The following is a 17,699-nucleotide window of genomic DNA, read 5'->3' on the forward strand; positions in this document are numbered from 1 at the left end:
TCTCTCACGCAGGATCGTTTTGAAAATAAAAGATTTGGTTTTTTTTATTAAGTTTCAAAAATTTTCTTGATTTTTTTTGATTAAATTTAGAGATCAGCAAGATTACACTACCTTTAATTTTTGCAGCTATTTATGAAAAACTACCTCATTTTACTTCTCCTTTATGCATTTTTTTCATACGCCTGTACTGAAAAAGAAGTGGTCGAAAATCAACCTTCACGATCCGCAGTAAAAATTCAGGACAGTTTTTTTCAACAAAACAATTTAAGCTCTAAAAATATTCCCTCTAAAGTTTTGCCGGTAAAGCTCAAGAAAACCATTAATTGCAAGGACAAAGGCGGAGATATGGCAATCGGTTTTAGCACCGAATGTCTGTACGAAAATTACACTTTGGAACAAGCTTATCAAAAATTTAAAGAAGAAAATAAAAACAACGACGACGGCAAATTTCTGGCAGATCACCTCCCGAAAAATAATATTGATATTCCTTTTGAAGAATATCCCATCTCTGCGAAATATTCAATTTTAAAGCAGGGAAATCTTAAAATCGAATTGCTTTTTCCGGGCGGTTTAACGTATATCACATTTAAAAAAATTGAAAATGGCGTAAAAATAACAACTGTTAATTCTCCTGACTAAATCAATTTTCAGACTTCTTAGACCTCTAAATTCTGCACCTCAAATTTTAAAATTATCACTGAAAATGAAAACTACATTTTTAAGCATCCTATTTATTTTCGCCATTAATTTATGCAATGCTCAGGAAATCAAATCGGATATTTGGTCGGGTTCATACGGAATTTATGCCCTCAACGGAAAAGAACTTCCCAGAATTGACACGATCAAAATGGTAAAAACGAAAGATGCTAAAATTGAGGATGTTGCAGCAAATCTAGAATCTGATTTGAAACGCTGGACCATCAGCACGAAACATGAAGACAGATCTGATCAAAAAGATGTTCGCAGATTTTTATTTGATTTGGAAGATGATCAAAACGAATACAAAGAATTTGGGTGGACCAATCTGCACAAAGAAGGAAAAATGAACTGCATCGACGGCGGAAATTTCTTCATTTGTCAAACTACGCCTGGAACCACAGTAAAGTTTGGTAAGGCAGATACTTTTGAAACGAAAAACGGCATATTTGGGATCTGGCTTCATGTTGGGATCGCGGAATTGAAAAAATTAGAATAAGAAAATAGTTTATTCCTATATTTGAAATGAGAAAAAATATGACAATTAAAAAAAATCTGTACAAGGCTGTCAACCTGCTTAAAAATATAAAAAATGGACTTACTCAATAACATAAAATGGACTTTTACAGATACAGAATACGATTCTAAAGATGACTTTAATGTCGCAATCTCTGAATTTCAAGTTGCATCAGCACCGGAAGAAACCGTCTGGAATCCTGAAGAGATTCTATTGGAAAGTCCAGCGGTTGATATTGTATTTCGAGCCTGGATCGGGGAAAATGATTTACTAGAAAATGAAATATTGCTGGAAGATCCTGATTTCTTTGATGACGAAACGAAGAGCGAATTTGGTTTATTTGAAGCCGATATTCAGGCACGCATCAAGGCAGACAATGGAAAAAACTTTTCCGTTGTGGAATTAATGTTTAAAATAAATGAGCAGATTCAGCCGAAAGAATTAGGAGACGATCTGCATTTTGAAGGTTTGGGTGGTTTAGAAAGCGACTCTGAAATTCCGAAATTTTATCTGTTTTGTGGAAGTTAGAATTAAGATTTTTAAATATTACAAATAAAGCTTTACTCATGAATAAACTCCTACTCTACTTTTCTTTGCCAATGATCTTTGCAATTTCCTGCAAAGAAAAAAAATCTCCTCCCATTTCGACCGAGATCATTAAAACACAATCAAAAACAGACACCGCTTTTATCACTAAAAACACCGACAGTATTTCAAATTCCGCCTCATTTATTATGGAAAGACTTCCTTTTTGGGTAACACAATCTGACAAAATCGAAGATCTGATCATCAATAAGAATTACAAAATTGAAAACCGCCTCAACCCGCTTTATCTGGAAGCTGATTTCAATGGCGACGGAAATTTAGATATTGCTTTACCCATTTTTGAGATCGGTACGAACAAAAAAGGTTTTGCCATTATTCACGGGAAGACGCATGAAGTATTTATTGTAGGTGCCGGGAAAATGTTCAAAAATGCTTTAGGAGATGATCAGGATTACATCAATATTTGGGTGGTTAATCACGAAAAAATTAATGAAGCCGGTGCAGAGGAAGAAACGGGAACGGGCGAAAATGGGAGCCTAATTTTAGAAAATCCTTCCATAGAGATCGCAGCCTCGGAAGTTGGCGGCGGACAAATTTACTGGAATGGAAAAAAATATGCCTATTTTCACCAAACATGTTAAATAAATTGTCTTTTTTGAAATATAACGGACTTTTAAAATGGAAATGAGCACTTACAAAAAGGAAATTTTAAATCATATTTGCTACACCGCTCTGGTTTATGGCAGGATCAATAAAAAACTAAATCTACAGTTATCAAATTGGGAAATTGAAAAAATGCTTCTCGAAATCATTCAAAACACCAAAGAAATAAATTTCGAAAAAAGAGGGAAGAATATTTACATTTCGAATGAAAGTGGAGATATCAGGATCACCATAAATTCCTTTACCATTCGAGTGATCACCGTAGATCGAATAAAGCAGAAATGAAAGTAAAAAGTTCAAATACATTTCTTAATTTAAAATTGACCGTTCTTCTCAAAATGTTAAACTGGTCATAAACACCCAATTTCATTCCCTGAATGAGAACAGAATAATTATCTTTATCAAACTAGAAACATTTAAAATATTAAAAATGGAAATCTTAATCAACACTGATAATAACATATCAGGAACCGCAGAAATGATCGCATACTTTAAAACTTCTATCGCAGAAGACTTCGAGAGATTCAGCGAACATTTAACGCGTATGGAAGTAAAATTAAGCGATGAAAATGGTGACAAAAGCACAGGCAACGACAAAAAATGTGTCATGGAAGCACGCATCAAAGGAATGCAGCCAACCGTGGTAACAAGCCACTCGACGACCGTAGAAAAAGCCGTAAAAGAAGCTTCAGATAAATTAAAAACTTCTCTCGATACCGTAATGGGACGATTGAGAAACCATTAAAAGCTAAAGAAATATTTTCTTTTTTACAAGGCGTTCATTAATTTGGGCGTCTTTTTTGCTTCTCCTATTTTTCTTCATTATCCCTAATTCTAAAAATACCGTTATGATAGAAGGCAGCGAATATATCTTTGATCTCAGCAAAATATTCTTTGGCGATTTCACATTTTACATTTATTTAGAAGTTATTTTGCGCGTCAGCATCATCATGCTGTATACCATTCTCATCATTCGGTGGATCGGGAAACGCGTTGTGGGTGGACTTGGCAGCGCAGATGTTTTGCTCATCGTTGCCATGGGAAGCGCAGTTGGCGACGCCATGATGTATCCTTCCGTTCCTCTTTCCGTGGCTTTAACAGTGATCACACTCATCGCCGCCTTTCAAAAATTGTACGTTTACATTGGCATTAAATACGAACCTGTTCGAAAAATTACAGATCCAAAAGTAACAAAACTCGTCGAAAATGGACAACTTCTAAAAGAAAATTTTACCGAAGACGACATCGATGAATTCGAAGTATATATGCTTCTCCGTCAACAGGGAATTAAATTTCTATCCGAGGTTGAGCACGCCTATTACGAACAATCCGGTGTTTTGAGCGTTTATAAATTCGACGATCCAAAGTTAGAATATTCCATTTTACCCGAACATTTAGATAATTTGAATAAATAATCAGACGCTCTTTTTCAGTATTTCTGCATTTTTTGGGCGCCTTTTTCCGCCCTCCGTTCCCGCTATTTTTTCCCATCGCTTTTTCCCAGGCAAAAAAAATGAGCTCCACTCAGGTCGGGGCGCAGATTATTTTGTAAAAGAAATGTAATTCTTAATTCAAAAAAAATTCTGCGTTTCAAAATAATTTCCTTTCTGTATATTTGAAATTCCTCAAGTCAAACTCATTAAAAATAAAAAAACAGTCACGGTTATGAAAAAATTGAACTTTTTAAAAATACTCGCTCTCCTTCTCCTTCCATTTACTGCTTTCTCACAAACCGATAATGCAGAACTTGCAAAAATGTACAGCGAAGATCAAGGCGCCAGAATGGTAAAAGACATCGACTGGAAAACACTCAGCATGAAAGATAAAGAACGGGAAAGTCGTGTTTATGAAATGATAAAAGCGGACCAGATCGTTACAGGAAAAGATTATTATCATTCTGCCATGATCTTCCAGCACGGCTCTGATTCTATCGCTTATGGAATGGCAGTGAAACAGATGAGAAAAGCAATTGACTTGGATCCAAAAATTAACCGCTGGCTTTTAGCAGCCGCCATCGACCGCAATTTACTCAGCAGAGATCAGCCTCAGATCTATGGCACTCAGTTTTCTAAAAAAAATGGCGAGAAATGGAAACGTTCTACAATGGACCCGACAAAAATTACTGCTGAAGAACGGAAATACTATGGTGTTGAGAGTCTTGAAGAACAAGTTCAAAAGGAGCGCGAAATGAACCTGACTCCGCTCGCTGAACTATATTCTAAATCAGATCCGATCGCAAAGAAGATCAAATTAATACAGGTAGAAAAAAAGAAAGGATTAAAATCAGACTATAATATAAGTGAAAACGAAATCAATAGTTTGGGTTATCAACTGCTATCTGATAAAAAAGAGGAGGACGCTCTGCAAATATTTACTTTGAATACCAGATTATATCCCAATGCATACAACACTTTTGACAGTTTGGGAGAATGTCTTCTGCTTTTAGGAAAAAAGGAAGAAGGAATAAAAGCCTATAAAAAATCTCTGGAACTGAATCCGAAAAATGAAAATGCAAAAACAGCAATTAGCAACAGTTTAAAAAAAGCTGCACACTAAACATTAGTTCTCAATTTGAATGACATTAGCATCTATAACTAATTCTAAATTTTTCGATTATTTGATCCTCGCCATAAGATTTCTTCTTGCGGCAACTTTCATTTCTTATGGCTATGGAAAACTAACAGAAGGTCAGTTTGGTCTAACTCCGCTGGAATTACAAAAGCCGATCGGTGAATTAAATTTGATGCAGATCGGATGGTATTTATTTGATCAACAACCTTTTAAATATTTTATTGGGATCAGTCAAATTATTTGTGGAATTTTATTGCTTATTAACAGAACAGTGTTGATCGGCGCAATCCTTTTTTTACCCATCGCAGTCAATATTCTCATTATCGATCTCACTATTATGCCCTCGGCTTTTGCAACAGCTTTTGCGCTAAGATTTACTTCTTATATTTTTTTAGATGGCCTCTTATTTTTCCATTATCGTAAACAATGTCTGGAAGGACTTCAAAAACTTCTGCAAAATGTAAAACCTAAATATAAACACCGGTTCTGGACTTTACTTTTCATCCCTCTCCTGGCTTTGATTCTGGAAATTCTGCCTTTTATTCCTAAAGTTTTATGGGGACTTATGCAGGATCCAAAAGGAATGCTGACCTGGATAAAAGAAATGACCGGTTTAATAATGCGAAATTTACAGTAAGAAATACTTCTTATTTTTGTAAAAACCAGGTAAAGAACATCAAACTAAAAAATGGAAAACAAAAAAACTTCTTTCACGATTTGTACCGATTGTCAAGGACTTGGCAAACAAAAGCGAAGGATCAAAAAGAGTTTGAGACTTCGTTACGAAGCTGCATTAGAAGCCTTTGAAAAATCAAATTTCGAAGGACCTGCACCAATTCGCCCGGAAGGAACTTTTATGATTTGCCCGGATTGTTTAGGCTCCGGCATAATTCCCTCAGAAAAAACACCAATTCCAGATCTAGAAAACCTTCCACACATTGCGATCATTGGAGCAGGAATTGGTGGCATCGCTTTAGCAATCGGCTGTTTGCATCGTGGTATTCCTTTTACCATTTTCGAAAAAGACGGTAGTTTTAATGAGCGCTCCCAAGGTTATGGTTTAACACTTCAACAAGCCAGAAAAACTTTAGAAAATTTCGGAATTTTTAATTTAGAAAACGGTATAATTTCCAATCATCATGTCGTGCATGCTCCAGATGGAAAAATTGTAGGACAATGGGGAATGCGAAAATGGCTGGGAACAGTTGAAAAATTTACGACCCAAAATAATATTCAAAGAAGCAATATTCATATTGCCCGTCAAAATCTGCGTTTGCAGTTGCTGCAACAGTTGGGCGGAGAAAATAAAGTACGGTGGAATCATCAATTTACCGGTTATAAAAAAGATTCTGACGGAAAATTGCATCTTCATTTTTTAGAAAATAATAGTCCGAAATTTTATCGTGCAGATCTTCTAGTTGGTGCAGATGGAATTAGAAGTGCCGTTCGAAAAACGATCATTCCCGAAGAAAAATTTCCCTTGAGATATTTAGGTTGCATGGTGATTTTAGGAATTTGCGAACTTTCTAAACTTCAACATTTAGAAAATTCTTTACTGGATTCTGAAACTGTTTTTCAAACAGCAAGCGGAAAGGAAAGAATTTATATGATGCCTTTCGACCAAAATTCAATCATGTGGCAACTCAGTTTTCCCATAGAAGAATCAGCCGCAAAAAAACTAAGTGAAGACGGAAAATTAGCCCTTAAAAATGAAGCAATTAAGAGGACTCCTTTTCACAGCCCCATTCCAGAGATTTTGCGAATGACAGATGATGATAAAATTACTGGTTATCCTGTTTACGACCGCGATTTGCTCAATCCTGAAATGCTCAAAAACGCAGATTCGGTAACCTTGTTGGGCGATGCCGCACATCCGATGAGTCCGTTCAAAGGTCAAGGTGCAAACCAAGCTTTACTCGATGCTCTATCTTTGGTTCGGGAAATTTTTAAAAATTGCAACCCTTTATCAAATTGGCGAAAGAAAGGAGTTAGAGAATGTGTATTAAATTCTTTTGAACAAGAAATGCTGGAACGAACTGCGACTAAAGTGAAAGATTCCGCCGCCGCTGCAAAATTCCTTCATTCCGAAATTGCACTTTTTGAAGGTGATGAACCGAGAGGGAGGGTTTTGAAGAGAAAGGATGCATAATCATTAAGTTTTTCAAACTTTAAATTATTAACACATATGTTCATTTTAAATTAAAAAATGTCAGGAATAATTTTAAGGTTATTTATAAATCATTACAATAACAAATTAATAATTATATTTGATTTATAATAAAGTTTTATTTTACCTTTAAATTATTTATACTAAATAATATTTTAATTTATGAACAATAATAAATGACAACCGTAGAATCAATATTAGTATTACATAAGATTTTTAAAAATAACAATTGGTATGAAAGAGACAGTGATGAATTTATTTTTAACAATTTTTGCAAACTTTTAGATAATTTAGATAGTAAGCAAAGGGTTTTAATAATTGAACTAGTGAGTAATTATAAATGGATTTCATACGGTGAATATCCGGAAAAAATTCTTTCAACATTAGATAATATTGAAAGTACGAAACTAAATATTTTAAAAAAAATCTATTTTTTCCCTGTCATTAAATTTGAAGATGAAGGTGAAATAAAAAGTGGAACTTTTCTGATGTATCCAATTAAAGCCTTCAAAAAAGATTTGAAGAATTACCAAAACATCAATTTCACGTTAAATACAAAATTCGAAACTTTTACAAATCCTGATTTTATATTAAAGGAAAATGAATTAATATTTTTAATTGATGATTACATTGGGTCAGGAGAAACTTTAGAAGCATGTTTAGGAATTATCCGACAAAATCCAAATATCACAAATGATAAAATAAAAATAATTGCTCTTGCTATACAGGCAGAAATTGCCGAAAATATTACTGGTCAAGGAATAGAAATTTTTTGTGAAAATATTTTACTTAAAGGAATAAGTGATTACAATTCACCGCCCGTAGTTGATGAAAAAATACAAATGATGTTAGAAATTGAAAAACTTATTCCAGGAGGAAGCCATTTTAGTTTAGGTTATAATAGAACTGAAGCTCTAATAACGTTATCTAGAACCCCAGACAATACCTTTCCAATATTTTGGAAAAAATATAAGATTGGAAATAAAAAATTTGATGCGCCATTCTCAAGAGAAGAAACAGTAGAATCATGAACAAAAAATACAAAGTCCTACTTCTTCACATAATTGAGGCTAACGGAAATTTAAATCAATTAGTCAGGGAAGGTTTATCATATAAAAGTATTTCGGAATTAACTGAAAGTTTAGTATTCGAAAATTTACTAATTTTCAAAGATGAAAAAATTAAGATTACAGAATTGGGATTGAATTTTTTGGAGACTGAAAAAAATATTATTAAAAAAGAAGATAAAGATTCCTGGATTGTGGAAGAAAGTAAAAGTAAAATTCCCAAAATAGAATTAGATTTTATATATTTACCAGACCAAAATAAATTAAATTTTTAATTTAATAAGGGCAGTGATTCACTCGTCCCTACCTTGGGAACAAAATTTCAAGCTTAACGAGCTTTAGCTCATTGAAATCTTCCCAAAACCTCAGAATTTCAATGAGCTAAATCTCATTTTTCCGTTTGGGAGTTTTAATTGCTCCCAAACATAAAGGAAATTTTAATCAAATGAAAGATTTCACAAAATATAAAAAAAAATTCCGGGAAAAGGCTGAGGATATCGGTTTTTCGGAGGACAATATTGTTAAATGTCTTAATTATAGTGAAAAATTATCAAATAATAATTTACCAATCATTTATGATTCATCACATTTAGCAGGTCTAGTAGGTTATCATCGCTCTTATCTCACAAGAGCTCTGATATCCACAGAATTCTTCTACAGAACATTCAAAATTCCAAAAAAAAATGGAAAAATTAGAATTATCTCAGAACCATTACCAAGTCTTAAAGAAATTCAATATTTTATTTTAAATGAAATATTATACAAACAAAAGGTTAGCAAATATTGTAAAAGTTATATACCAAAAAGAAAATTTCGAGAATATCTTAGATTCCATACCGATGAAAAACAAGTTTTAACATTAGATATTAAAGATTTTTTTCCATCAATAAAATTTAATCATATTCATGAGTATTTTTTGAATTTAGGATTCGCAAAAGATGTTTCATTATACTTAGCATGTCTGTCAACATATACACACAAGGAAAATGATTTTATAGAATTTAAAAGATTTCTTCCACAAGGGGCACCAACAAGCCCTTATCTTTCCAATTTAATTTTAACTCCTTTCGACGATAAGGTTGCTGAATTTTGCTTTGATAAAAAAATAAAATTTACCAGATATGCAGATGATATGGCATTTTCTGGTGAATACATCGATCAAGAAGAACTTCTTATATTTATTAAGAATGAACTAAATGTTTACGGTTTGGAATTAAATGAAGAGAAGATAAATTTTATGAAGCAGAATGTTCCTCAAATTATTTCTGGAGTAATTGTAAATAAGAAGCTGCAACTACCGAAAGCACAAAGGAATGAGATAAGAAAAGTCATGTATTTTATAAATGAGTTTGGAATTGATAATCATTTAGAGAAAACAAATGAAACTAGAGAATATTATCTTTCACATTTGTTAGGCAGAATACAATATGCATTAAATTTAAATCCTGATGATTCTGCGATGAAGGAATATAAAAATCAAATTATTGAAATTAAGAACGAACAAAATTTAAAATTTCTAATAGAATAAAATTTACACTTTAAACAAAAGCACAATCTCCCAAGGAAATTGTGCTTTTTTAAAATTATAAAACAAAAGGAAATTAATCCTCCATTGCTTCACCATTTTTTCTGTAGATGAAACCACCACCGTAAATGTGTCTTCTCGCAAAACGGCTTGGCGAATCTGCGTTGACCATTTTGATATACGTATTTCTTGGTACGCCGATATATTCGTACATTTTCCCATTCAAATGCTGAACTTTCAAAATAGATTTCTCGTAAAAGAAATCCTGAATATTAGATTTTGAAATCGTTTCGGTGTATTCTTCTTTGTATTTTTCCTGCGTTTCCGGGTTGATGCTCACCAAAAAATGGTAGGCTTCAATGACAGATTTGCTTTTTTCTTCTGCTTCCAGTTTCGCTTCTTCGTCATTCACGAATTTATCAGGATGCGAATCTTTCATCGTATTCCGGTAAATTGTCTTTAACTCTTTTAAGGTAGCGGTTTTATCAACTCCGAGAAGCTTTCTGTGTTCACCTATTCTTTTCATATTCTGAATCTTTTTTTGCGGGTGCAAAATTAAGCTTTTAAATTTTAACGACCATCAGAAAATAATTAATTCTACAGCGCTTTAAAAATCAAACATCCTGTCTGCCAACACAGTAATAGAAACGAATCTGAACAAAAAGATTTAAAAATGGAAAAATTTAGAAGAAAAATAAAAGATGAGAAAAATTAAATTTAATATTAATCCCTCAAAGATTCCGGGAAAAGTTTGAAATATTTTGATGACCGAAACTACATCTTCCGACTTTCTGTTCCCATCAGTTTATCCCAGAATGTAAAATACAATCCGTAATTCGTATTGAATTCTTTGTGATGAAAATGATGATGCGTCGCGTCGATCCATAATTTTCCGAAAACACTTTTTCGAAAAGATTCCGGATAAACCTCGATATCCAAATGGTTGATCATGCTGCTGAAGGTCATCAATATCAAATAGAAAAGCAAAACATAAATATTTACCGGAACGACCATTAAAATAACGGGTACAATTAAAGCTTCAATAATACTTTCCCAGGGATGGAAAGAAAAGGCAGTCCACGGTGTTGTGCTTAAACTTTGATGATGAACCTTGTGCACCACTTTGTAAATTTTTGGGAAATGCATGGCGCGGTGAACCCAGTAATAATAGGTTTCATGCAGTAACAAAACGATCAGTAAACTCAATGGCAAATACCAGATTCCATATTCAGCAGGACTCAGATAAATAGCGGTGAAATGATGCAAATAAAGCCAGTAGGTGATAGCGCCAAAAAATGCAAAAATACCGGATGAAATAATACTCCAGTAAATCTCCTTTTCTACCTGTTCTTTTTTTAGAGGTCTTTGACTAAGAATTTTTTTATCAGTTTTATTGTCCTTTACTTTAGAATAATAAGCATAGAAAAAGCCTGCGGTCGTAAAATAACGAATCAGCAGGATCGCGAAAAAAACGAATATATATCCTATGAAATCTCCCATTTTTACCTAAAAAGAATGATGAACCGTATGTAATAAGACAAAAAAATTAAGCTATTTTATATCTTTAAAGCTACCTATTATTTACCACTTTGCAGCAAAAATCGAACCCTTCATTTTGATTATCGCGCAACACCTTCAGGAAATTTGACTTTTTCGGGAGCTGCATTCAGTATTGGCAAGGCTAATTTTAAAATTCGGTTTCTGCGATCTGTCGTATCTGCAGGCTCCACCGGATAACTGATGACTGCTTCCATCCAGGCATAAATATTATTTCTGAAATAAACGGAAGGTTCCCATTGCGTATGTTTTTGCATCTCGTAGTGTGGGTATTGCGCTTTAAAATCTTTCCGCGCTGCTTCCAGTAAACAATCTTCCACAAATTGAAGATCGCTCGAAAACGCAATTTGAATCGCAGTTTCATTCCAGATAAAAGGAATCAGAGGTCCGGAATAATTAATGATCTCTTTACGCAAGATCAAACTGTTCGGAAACCGAATAATTCTGCCGCTTCGTCTGTCATTCCCCAGATAATCTCCGCTGCATTCCAAAATTGAGGTGTCGAGATAATTAATTTCTACCACATCTCCACGGAAACCTTTGATCTGAATTCGGTCTCCAACCAAATAAGAACGTCGGAAAACCAAGTAGATCCACGCAATAAAAGAGGCGATCGGCGCTTGCAAGGCAAATCCTAAAACCAGAGAAATCAAACCGAAACTTACGGCTGCAGCATATAAATTTTGAAATAAAAAGGACGCCGCAACGATCAAACTGAAAACAATGGCGAGAAACCTTACGATCCGCAAAAGGTTATAACGGTCACCTTCAATATGGTTTTGACTGTTGATGAGCCTTTCAATTAATTTACTGAGGAGGAAAATAACTGCAATTAAAAATAAACTCAAACTCAGCTTCCTTACAAATGGAATATAATGTTCCCAGGAAATAAAGATCGGCAAATTGACGAGATAATAGATCACGATAAGCGCAACCGCAACTGAGCCATAAATGGTGACCCATTTTTTATTATGTTGATTTTCCATAAAGTTTTATTCGGGGTTAAAGACAAAACGAAAATATACTCAAATACTTTGCCTAAGTGTTTGATCAATTTTGATCTTTACAATAATAGACATCAAAGATTCGATCCAAAAGTTATCGAATTGTAATTTTGAACAGGTCAAACCTTGAGCATTTAAAACAAAAGTAAGTTGCAGTTTTTTATTTAACTTTGAGTACTATAAAACACTAACGATGAATACTTTAAAAACACTTCTCTTCTCTTTTGCCCTTCTCACCGCACTCACGCTGACAAGCTTTAATTTAGTTCATAAAAACACTAAGCAGCAGAAATTAGATGATGCAATTTCTAATGTAAGAATCAGTTTAGAAAAAGAACTGGGACACGACGTTCCTTCGATCAGCATTCTTTTGCAAAGTCCAAAAGGCACTTATTTTACAAGTTCGCCCGGGAAAAACGGGAAAGCCATTTCTAAAGATACTTATTTTCGCTTTGCGAGCAACACCAAAAATTTTACCGCAGCTGCAATTCTAAATATGATGCAGGATGGCTGGCTTAATATCGACGACAAAATAATTTCCAAAATTCCAACCTCATCGGAAACTTACGTTCCCAATGCTGCAGCTTGGGCAATTCCTCACAAGGATGAAATTACCATCAAGCAGCTTTTGCAGCACAATGCCGGAGTTTATGATGTGAGCAACGACGATGTTCCTGGATGTGGCGATAATCCTTATGTCGAATATACGCTCAAAAATTCCCCAGATCATCAGTTTACTTCCACAGAATTGGTGAACCAAGTCACCATCAATAAGTTGAGTTATGGCGCACCGAATGTCATTTACCATTACTCCAACACCGGTTACACGATCCTGGGAGAAATTATTGCACGCGTTTACAGTGCCCGTTCCGGAAAAGCTAAAACCTACGGCGATTATTTGAAAGATAAAATATATGGCGCAAATGCAAAAGTTCCCTTAAATTTCAATTTTGTGGATCAAGATACCGATCAGCAACTACCTTCGCCTTATGTTACGGGAATGATTCAATACCCGACTAAGACCAGGATTACTGATAAGATCAATGCGTCGCCGCACGTTGCAGAAGGAAATGGCGTTGGAACTATGGATCAGCTCAACCGCTACATCAGAACCATGATGAAAGGCGAAAATGTTCTGACCAAAAAAATGGTTACGCTGATGCAAAACAGTGAAGGTCCTGCAAATACTGCTGAAACTCATTACGGATTAGGTTGTACGAACAACAAAATTTTGGGTTACGGTCACAATGGCGCAACAGAAGGTTATCTTTCATCAATGATGTATGATCCAAAAACAGATGTTTCTCTCATCGTCATGATTCCTTACTGGGATTTAACAGATGGCAATCAATCCCTCGGAAAATGTCTGCAAGCCCTCGTAAAAGCTGGGATTGTGGGAAGAGAAGCGATTGGTTATCCATAAAATAATAAGAGAAAAATTTTCAACATTGTATTGCATTTTTATTTTATTTTGGCGCCTTGATCCGCCCTCCGTTCCCTCCCGATTTTACATCGGGATCCACTCAGGTCGGGGCGTATATTTTCGCATCAAAAAAGATTTATTCTAAAATCAAGTTCATCTGATAATTAAACACCGAAAGAGATCGCGCGGAGTTATAATTCGTACTACTACATCCACAAACTCACTTAAAAAATTCCCGCCAAAATCCCTATCTTTGCACCTGAAAAAATTGCTAGATAATGAACGCTTTTATTGAAGAACTGAAATGGCGCGGCTTGTTTGCCGACATGATGCCCGGAACCGAAGAACAACTGAACAAGGAAATGACCACGGCTTATATAGGCTTTGATCCGACCGCAGATTCGTTGCACATCGGAAGTTTGATCCCCATCAAAGTTCTGGCGCATTATCAGCAGCACGGTCATAAACCTATCGCTTTAGTTGGTGGTGCAACGGGGATGATCGGTGATCCTTCCGGCAAATCTAATGAGAGAAATGCTTTAGATGAACATACCTTAAACCATTATGTTGATTGTTTGAAAGGACAACTTTCCAAATTCTTAAATTTTGACGGTACTGAAGCGAACAGCGCAGAATTAGTGAACAATTACGACTGGATGAAAGAAATTTCTTTCCTGGAATTTATTCGCGATATCGGTAAAAACCTTACCGTAAATTATATGATGGCGAAAGAATCGGTGAAGAAAAGAATCACCGGTGAAGGCGGCGCAGAAGGAATGAGTTTTACCGAATTTTCTTACCAGTTATTACAGGGTTACGACTTTCTGCATTTATACAAAGAGAAAAACGTACGACTTCAAATGGGAGGTTCTGATCAGTGGGGAAATATCACCACGGGAACAGAATTGATCCGACGAAAAGTTCAGGGCGAAGCTTTTGCTTTAACAGTTCCATTAATTACAAAAGCAGATGGTTCAAAATTTGGAAAATCGGAAGCCGGTGAAAATTACTGGTTGGATCCGAAGAGAACTTCACCATATAAATTCTACCAGTTTTGGGTGAACGCAACTGATGTTGATGCAGAAAGATTCATTAAATTCTATACTTTTTTAAGCAAAGAAGAAATTGACGCATTAATTGCAGATCATCAAACCGCGCCGCACGAAAGAAAACTACAGAAAAAATTAGCCGAAGAAGTGACCGTTTGGGTTCACGATCAGGAGGAATTTGAAAAAGCGGTGAAAGCTTCTGAGATCTTATTCGGGCGTTCAACCGCAGAAGATCTAGTGAACTTAGATGAAGCGACGTTCTTAGAAGTTTTCGATGGCGTTCCCCAAAAAGAGCTTTCAAAATCTGAAGTTCTAGGCAGCAATGTAATTGATTTGATCTCGGATAAATCAGGTTTCTTAAAATCAAAAGGAGAAGCAAAAAGAGAATTGACGAGCAACGCGATCTCCATTAATAAAGAAAAAGTAAACGAAACTTTTGAAGTCGCAGAAAAAGACCTCATCGACGGAAAATTTCTTCTTTTACAAAAAGGAAAGAAAAATTATTTCATCGTGAAAGCGATCTAAAGACACATAAAACATGATATAAATTAGTATGTAGAACAGCGTTAAATTTGTGCTATCAATCTAATTTCAGAGGTATTTCGTATATCTTTACACCAAATAATTACATCAATGACAATCATCATATTCATCATCGTTCTCTGGTATTCCGGACTGTTTTTCCAGACGTTTTTCCTGCACCGTTACGCGGCGCATCAATCTTTTAAAATGTCGAAATTCGGAGAAAAGTTGTGTTTCATTCTAACCTGGGTAACGCAGGGATCAAACTATCTTTCCGCGTACGGATACGGCGTAATGCACAGAATGCACCACGCTTTTGCAGACACCGAAAAAGATCCGCATTCCCCAAAATACGACGATAATTTATTTTCAATGATGTGGCGCACAAAGAAAATCTACGCTGATATCAACAGTCAGAAAGCAATTATAGAAGAAAAATTCACGAAGAATGTTCCTCAATGGGAAGGTTTTGACAAGTTTGCGAGTTCATGGATTTCCCGGATCGGTTGGGCAGTTGCTTACACCGCATTTTTCTACTTTTTCGCAACTGCTTGGTGGCAGTGGCTTTTGCTTCCGGTCGCTTACATGATGGCGCCGATCCATGGTGTGATCATCAACTGGTTTGCACACATTTATGGGTATACGAACTTCAAAGTTTCTGACACCTCGAAAAACCTGTTGAAGTTCGACTGGTTAATGATGGGTGAAGCTTATCACAATAATCACCACAAACACGGCGGAAGAGCTAATTTCGGTGGCGTAAGATGGCACGAAATGGATGTTACGTATCAGATCATGATCTTGCTGGACAAAATGAAACTGATCAGATTGAATCCAGTTGAGGTCGTAAGAAGAGAGCATTAAAAAATACAAACCGTTTCGTCATTATTGGCGGGACGGTTTTTTTTGATTTTTACATACGCTTCTTAAATCTAAAGTTTTCTCCCTACATCTAAATTGAAATAAATTATAAAAGTTTATGACTTCATTTTAAATAAAACGAAACATTTTCTGTTCTAAACCAATAGCTTTTCGTCTCATCGCAGGTATTTTAAACTTCGGTTTAATACCTTTGAATAATGAAATAATATTTGTGTCATGTTAAAAACCCTCACTTCCACCAATTCTCTTTTTGAAAATCTACAATGTCCTGCTTGCGGGGAACTCCACTCGGGCAGCGTCGTACAAACGGTCTGTAATCAATGCAGTTCTACTCTATTTGCAAATTATAAAATTGCGAGGGGTGCTGGTACTGATATTTTCGACCAGAATGATTCAAGTATGTGGAAATACAGCAGCGTTTTACCCGTAAAAAATTCTAAAAATATTATTTCTCTGGGGGAAGGTCAAACTCCACTTTTAAAATTCTCCAATTTAAAGCATAAGGAAAACCGACCGATTTTTTGGAAAGACGAATCCGGAAATCCCACCGGTTCTTTCAAAGCACGCGGAATCAGCGCAGCATTATCAAAAGCAAAGGAACTGGGAATTAGCGATGTTTCCATTCCGACTGCTGGAAATGCAGGTGGAGCTTTAGCAGCGTACTGTGCCAAAGGAAATTTAAAAGCGCATGTTTTTATGCCGAGAGATACTCCAAAAATTTTCAAAGATGAATGCCGGCTTTATGGTGCCGAACTAATAGAAGTTAATGGCAGTATTTCTGATTGTGGAAAAATGAACGATCAATATTCCCTTAGAAATGGATGGTTTCAAATCTCTACTTTAAAAGAGCCTTATCGCGCAGAAGGAAAAAAAACGATGGGTTATGAGATCGCTGAGCAATTCGATTATCAACTTCCGGACGTGCTGCTTTATCCAACCGGTGGCGGAACGGGAATTGTAGGAATCTGGAAAGCTTTTAATGAAATGGAAAAAATGGGTTGGATCGGGAATGAACGCCCGAGAATGGTTGCCGTGCAATCTACAAGTTGCGACGGGATTACGAAGGCTTTTCTGAATAAAAATATGGATTCTGAAGCGATCGATAATGGATTTACGATTGCCAACGGACTTCGCGTTCCAAAACCGTACGCCTCAAAAATAATTTTGCAAATTTTGCGCGAAAGTAATGGAACGGCTTTAAGCATCAATGATCATCTTATTGAAAAATCTTTAAAGGAAATTGCTTTACGAGAAGGGATTTTAGCCGCGCCGGAAGGTGCAGCGCTCTGGGAAGCTTACAAACAATTGTGCGATAAGCACTGGATTTTACCTGATGAAAAAGTACTGTTTCTCAATACAGGAACCGGTTACAAATATCTGGAAAATATCAAAATTGAAAGTTAGAAATATATATATTATTTCTAAGAGCGGGATTTTTATTTTTCATAGTAATCTCAAGTTCAAATTTGCTCCAAAAAAAGGTTCACATCACGCGAACCTTTTTTCTATT

General features: G+C 35.4%; 20 protein-coding genes. 17 read left to right on the plus strand and 3 right to left on the minus strand.

The genetic code is table 11. The annotated features are described in order from the left end of the window. Nucleotides 1-132 precede the first annotated feature (132 nt). The 13 genes from IV494_RS06770 to IV494_RS06830 all read left to right on the plus strand — a co-directional run bounded on the left by IV494_RS06770 (nt 133) and on the right by IV494_RS06830 (nt 9,755). Complete coding sequence (locus IV494_RS06770) at nt 133-639, plus strand: hypothetical protein (RefSeq protein WP_196079373.1); 507 nt, start codon at nt 133-135, stop codon at nt 637-639. Nucleotides 640-703: 64 nt separating this feature from the next. After that, nucleotides 704-1,195, plus strand: a complete 492-nt coding sequence (locus tag IV494_RS06775) for a phosphate ABC transporter permease (RefSeq protein ID WP_196079374.1) — start codon at nt 704-706, stop codon at nt 1,193-1,195. Nucleotides 1,196-1,288: 93 nt separating this feature from the next. After that, nucleotides 1,289-1,741 carry a hypothetical protein gene (locus IV494_RS06780; RefSeq protein WP_196079375.1) on the plus strand — a complete coding sequence of 151 codons (453 nt, stop codon included), beginning with the start codon at nt 1,289-1,291 and terminating at the stop codon, nt 1,739-1,741. A gap of 38 nt (nt 1,742-1,779) precedes the next feature. After that, nucleotides 1,780-2,400, plus strand: a complete 621-nt coding sequence (locus IV494_RS06785; protein ID WP_196079376.1) for a hypothetical protein — start codon at nt 1,780-1,782, stop codon at nt 2,398-2,400. A 43-nt stretch (nt 2,401-2,443) separates the two neighbouring features. Continuing rightward, the gene (locus IV494_RS06790) at nt 2,444-2,707 is read left to right on the plus strand and encodes a DUF3781 domain-containing protein (protein WP_196079377.1); all 264 of its coding nucleotides are present in this window, start codon (nt 2,444-2,446) and stop codon (nt 2,705-2,707) included. A 145-nt stretch (nt 2,708-2,852) separates the two neighbouring features. Further along, on the plus strand, nt 2,853-3,167 hold the full coding sequence (locus IV494_RS06795) for an HPF/RaiA family ribosome-associated protein (protein ID WP_196079378.1): 315 nt from the start codon (nt 2,853-2,855) through the stop codon (nt 3,165-3,167). A 103-nt stretch (nt 3,168-3,270) separates the two neighbouring features. Then, nucleotides 3,271-3,837: a DUF421 domain-containing protein gene (locus tag IV494_RS06800; protein WP_196079379.1), complete on the plus strand. Its 567-nt coding sequence runs from the start codon at nt 3,271-3,273 to the stop codon at nt 3,835-3,837. Between the two features lie 250 nt (nt 3,838-4,087). After that, complete coding sequence (locus IV494_RS06805) at nt 4,088-4,978, plus strand: tetratricopeptide repeat protein (RefSeq protein WP_196079380.1); 891 nt, start codon at nt 4,088-4,090, stop codon at nt 4,976-4,978. A gap of 19 nt (nt 4,979-4,997) precedes the next feature. Continuing rightward, a complete protein-coding gene (locus tag IV494_RS06810; RefSeq protein ID WP_196079381.1) occupies nt 4,998-5,630 on the plus strand; it encodes a DoxX family membrane protein in 633 nt (210 codons plus the stop codon). Nucleotides 5,631-5,681: 51 nt separating this feature from the next. Then, the gene (locus tag IV494_RS06815) at nt 5,682-7,142 is read left to right on the plus strand and encodes an FAD-dependent monooxygenase (RefSeq protein WP_196079382.1); all 1,461 of its coding nucleotides are present in this window, start codon (nt 5,682-5,684) and stop codon (nt 7,140-7,142) included. Between the two features lie 194 nt (nt 7,143-7,336). Further along, entirely contained in the window at nt 7,337-8,191 is an 855-nt protein-coding gene (locus IV494_RS06820) for a phosphoribosyltransferase-like protein (protein ID WP_196079383.1), read from the plus strand. After that, a complete protein-coding gene (locus IV494_RS06825) occupies nt 8,188-8,502 on the plus strand; it encodes a hypothetical protein (RefSeq protein ID WP_196079384.1) in 315 nt (104 codons plus the stop codon). The genes IV494_RS06820 and IV494_RS06825 overlap by 4 nt, the downstream gene beginning before the upstream one ends. Before the next feature lie 170 nt (nt 8,503-8,672). Next, nucleotides 8,673-9,755 carry a reverse transcriptase family protein gene (locus IV494_RS06830; protein WP_196079385.1) on the plus strand — a complete coding sequence of 361 codons (1,083 nt, stop codon included), beginning with the start codon at nt 8,673-8,675 and terminating at the stop codon, nt 9,753-9,755. 73 nt (nt 9,756-9,828) lie between these two features. Here IV494_RS06830 and IV494_RS06835 read toward each other — a convergent pair whose 3' ends face one another. The 3 genes from IV494_RS06835 to IV494_RS06845 all read right to left on the minus strand — a co-directional run bounded on the left by IV494_RS06835 (nt 9,829) and on the right by IV494_RS06845 (nt 12,295). Next, nucleotides 9,829-10,278, minus strand: a complete 450-nt coding sequence (locus tag IV494_RS06835; protein WP_196079386.1) for a KTSC domain-containing protein — start codon at nt 10,276-10,278, stop codon at nt 9,829-9,831. A 248-nt stretch (nt 10,279-10,526) separates the two neighbouring features. Continuing rightward, nucleotides 10,527-11,252 (minus strand): sterol desaturase family protein, encoded by a 726-nt coding sequence (locus IV494_RS06840; RefSeq protein WP_196079387.1) that lies wholly within the window; start codon nt 11,250-11,252, stop codon nt 10,527-10,529. A 119-nt stretch (nt 11,253-11,371) separates the two neighbouring features. Continuing rightward, the gene (locus tag IV494_RS06845; RefSeq protein ID WP_196079388.1) at nt 11,372-12,295 is read right to left on the minus strand and encodes a mechanosensitive ion channel family protein; all 924 of its coding nucleotides are present in this window, start codon (nt 12,293-12,295) and stop codon (nt 11,372-11,374) included. A 211-nt stretch (nt 12,296-12,506) separates the two neighbouring features. On the opposite strand from IV494_RS06845, the gene IV494_RS06850 reads away from it, so the two are divergent. From IV494_RS06850 to IV494_RS06865, 4 genes are all read left to right on the plus strand, one after another. Next, the gene (locus tag IV494_RS06850) at nt 12,507-13,736 is read left to right on the plus strand and encodes a serine hydrolase domain-containing protein (protein WP_196079389.1); all 1,230 of its coding nucleotides are present in this window, start codon (nt 12,507-12,509) and stop codon (nt 13,734-13,736) included. Nucleotides 13,737-14,014: 278 nt separating this feature from the next. Continuing rightward, on the plus strand, nt 14,015-15,310 hold the full coding sequence (gene tyrS / locus IV494_RS06855) for a tyrosine--tRNA ligase (RefSeq protein WP_196079390.1): 1,296 nt from the start codon (nt 14,015-14,017) through the stop codon (nt 15,308-15,310). Between the two features lie 108 nt (nt 15,311-15,418). Beyond that, nucleotides 15,419-16,171 carry an acyl-CoA desaturase gene (locus IV494_RS06860; protein WP_196079391.1) on the plus strand — a complete coding sequence of 251 codons (753 nt, stop codon included), beginning with the start codon at nt 15,419-15,421 and terminating at the stop codon, nt 16,169-16,171. A gap of 234 nt (nt 16,172-16,405) precedes the next feature. Further along, nucleotides 16,406-17,593 (plus strand): threonine synthase, encoded by a 1,188-nt coding sequence (locus IV494_RS06865; protein WP_196079392.1) that lies wholly within the window; start codon nt 16,406-16,408, stop codon nt 17,591-17,593. The last annotated feature ends 106 nt before the right edge of the window (nt 17,594-17,699 follow it).

Source organism: Kaistella gelatinilytica, from assembly GCF_015679325.1.
Taxonomy (GTDB): domain Bacteria; phylum Bacteroidota; class Bacteroidia; order Flavobacteriales; family Weeksellaceae; genus Kaistella; species Kaistella gelatinilytica.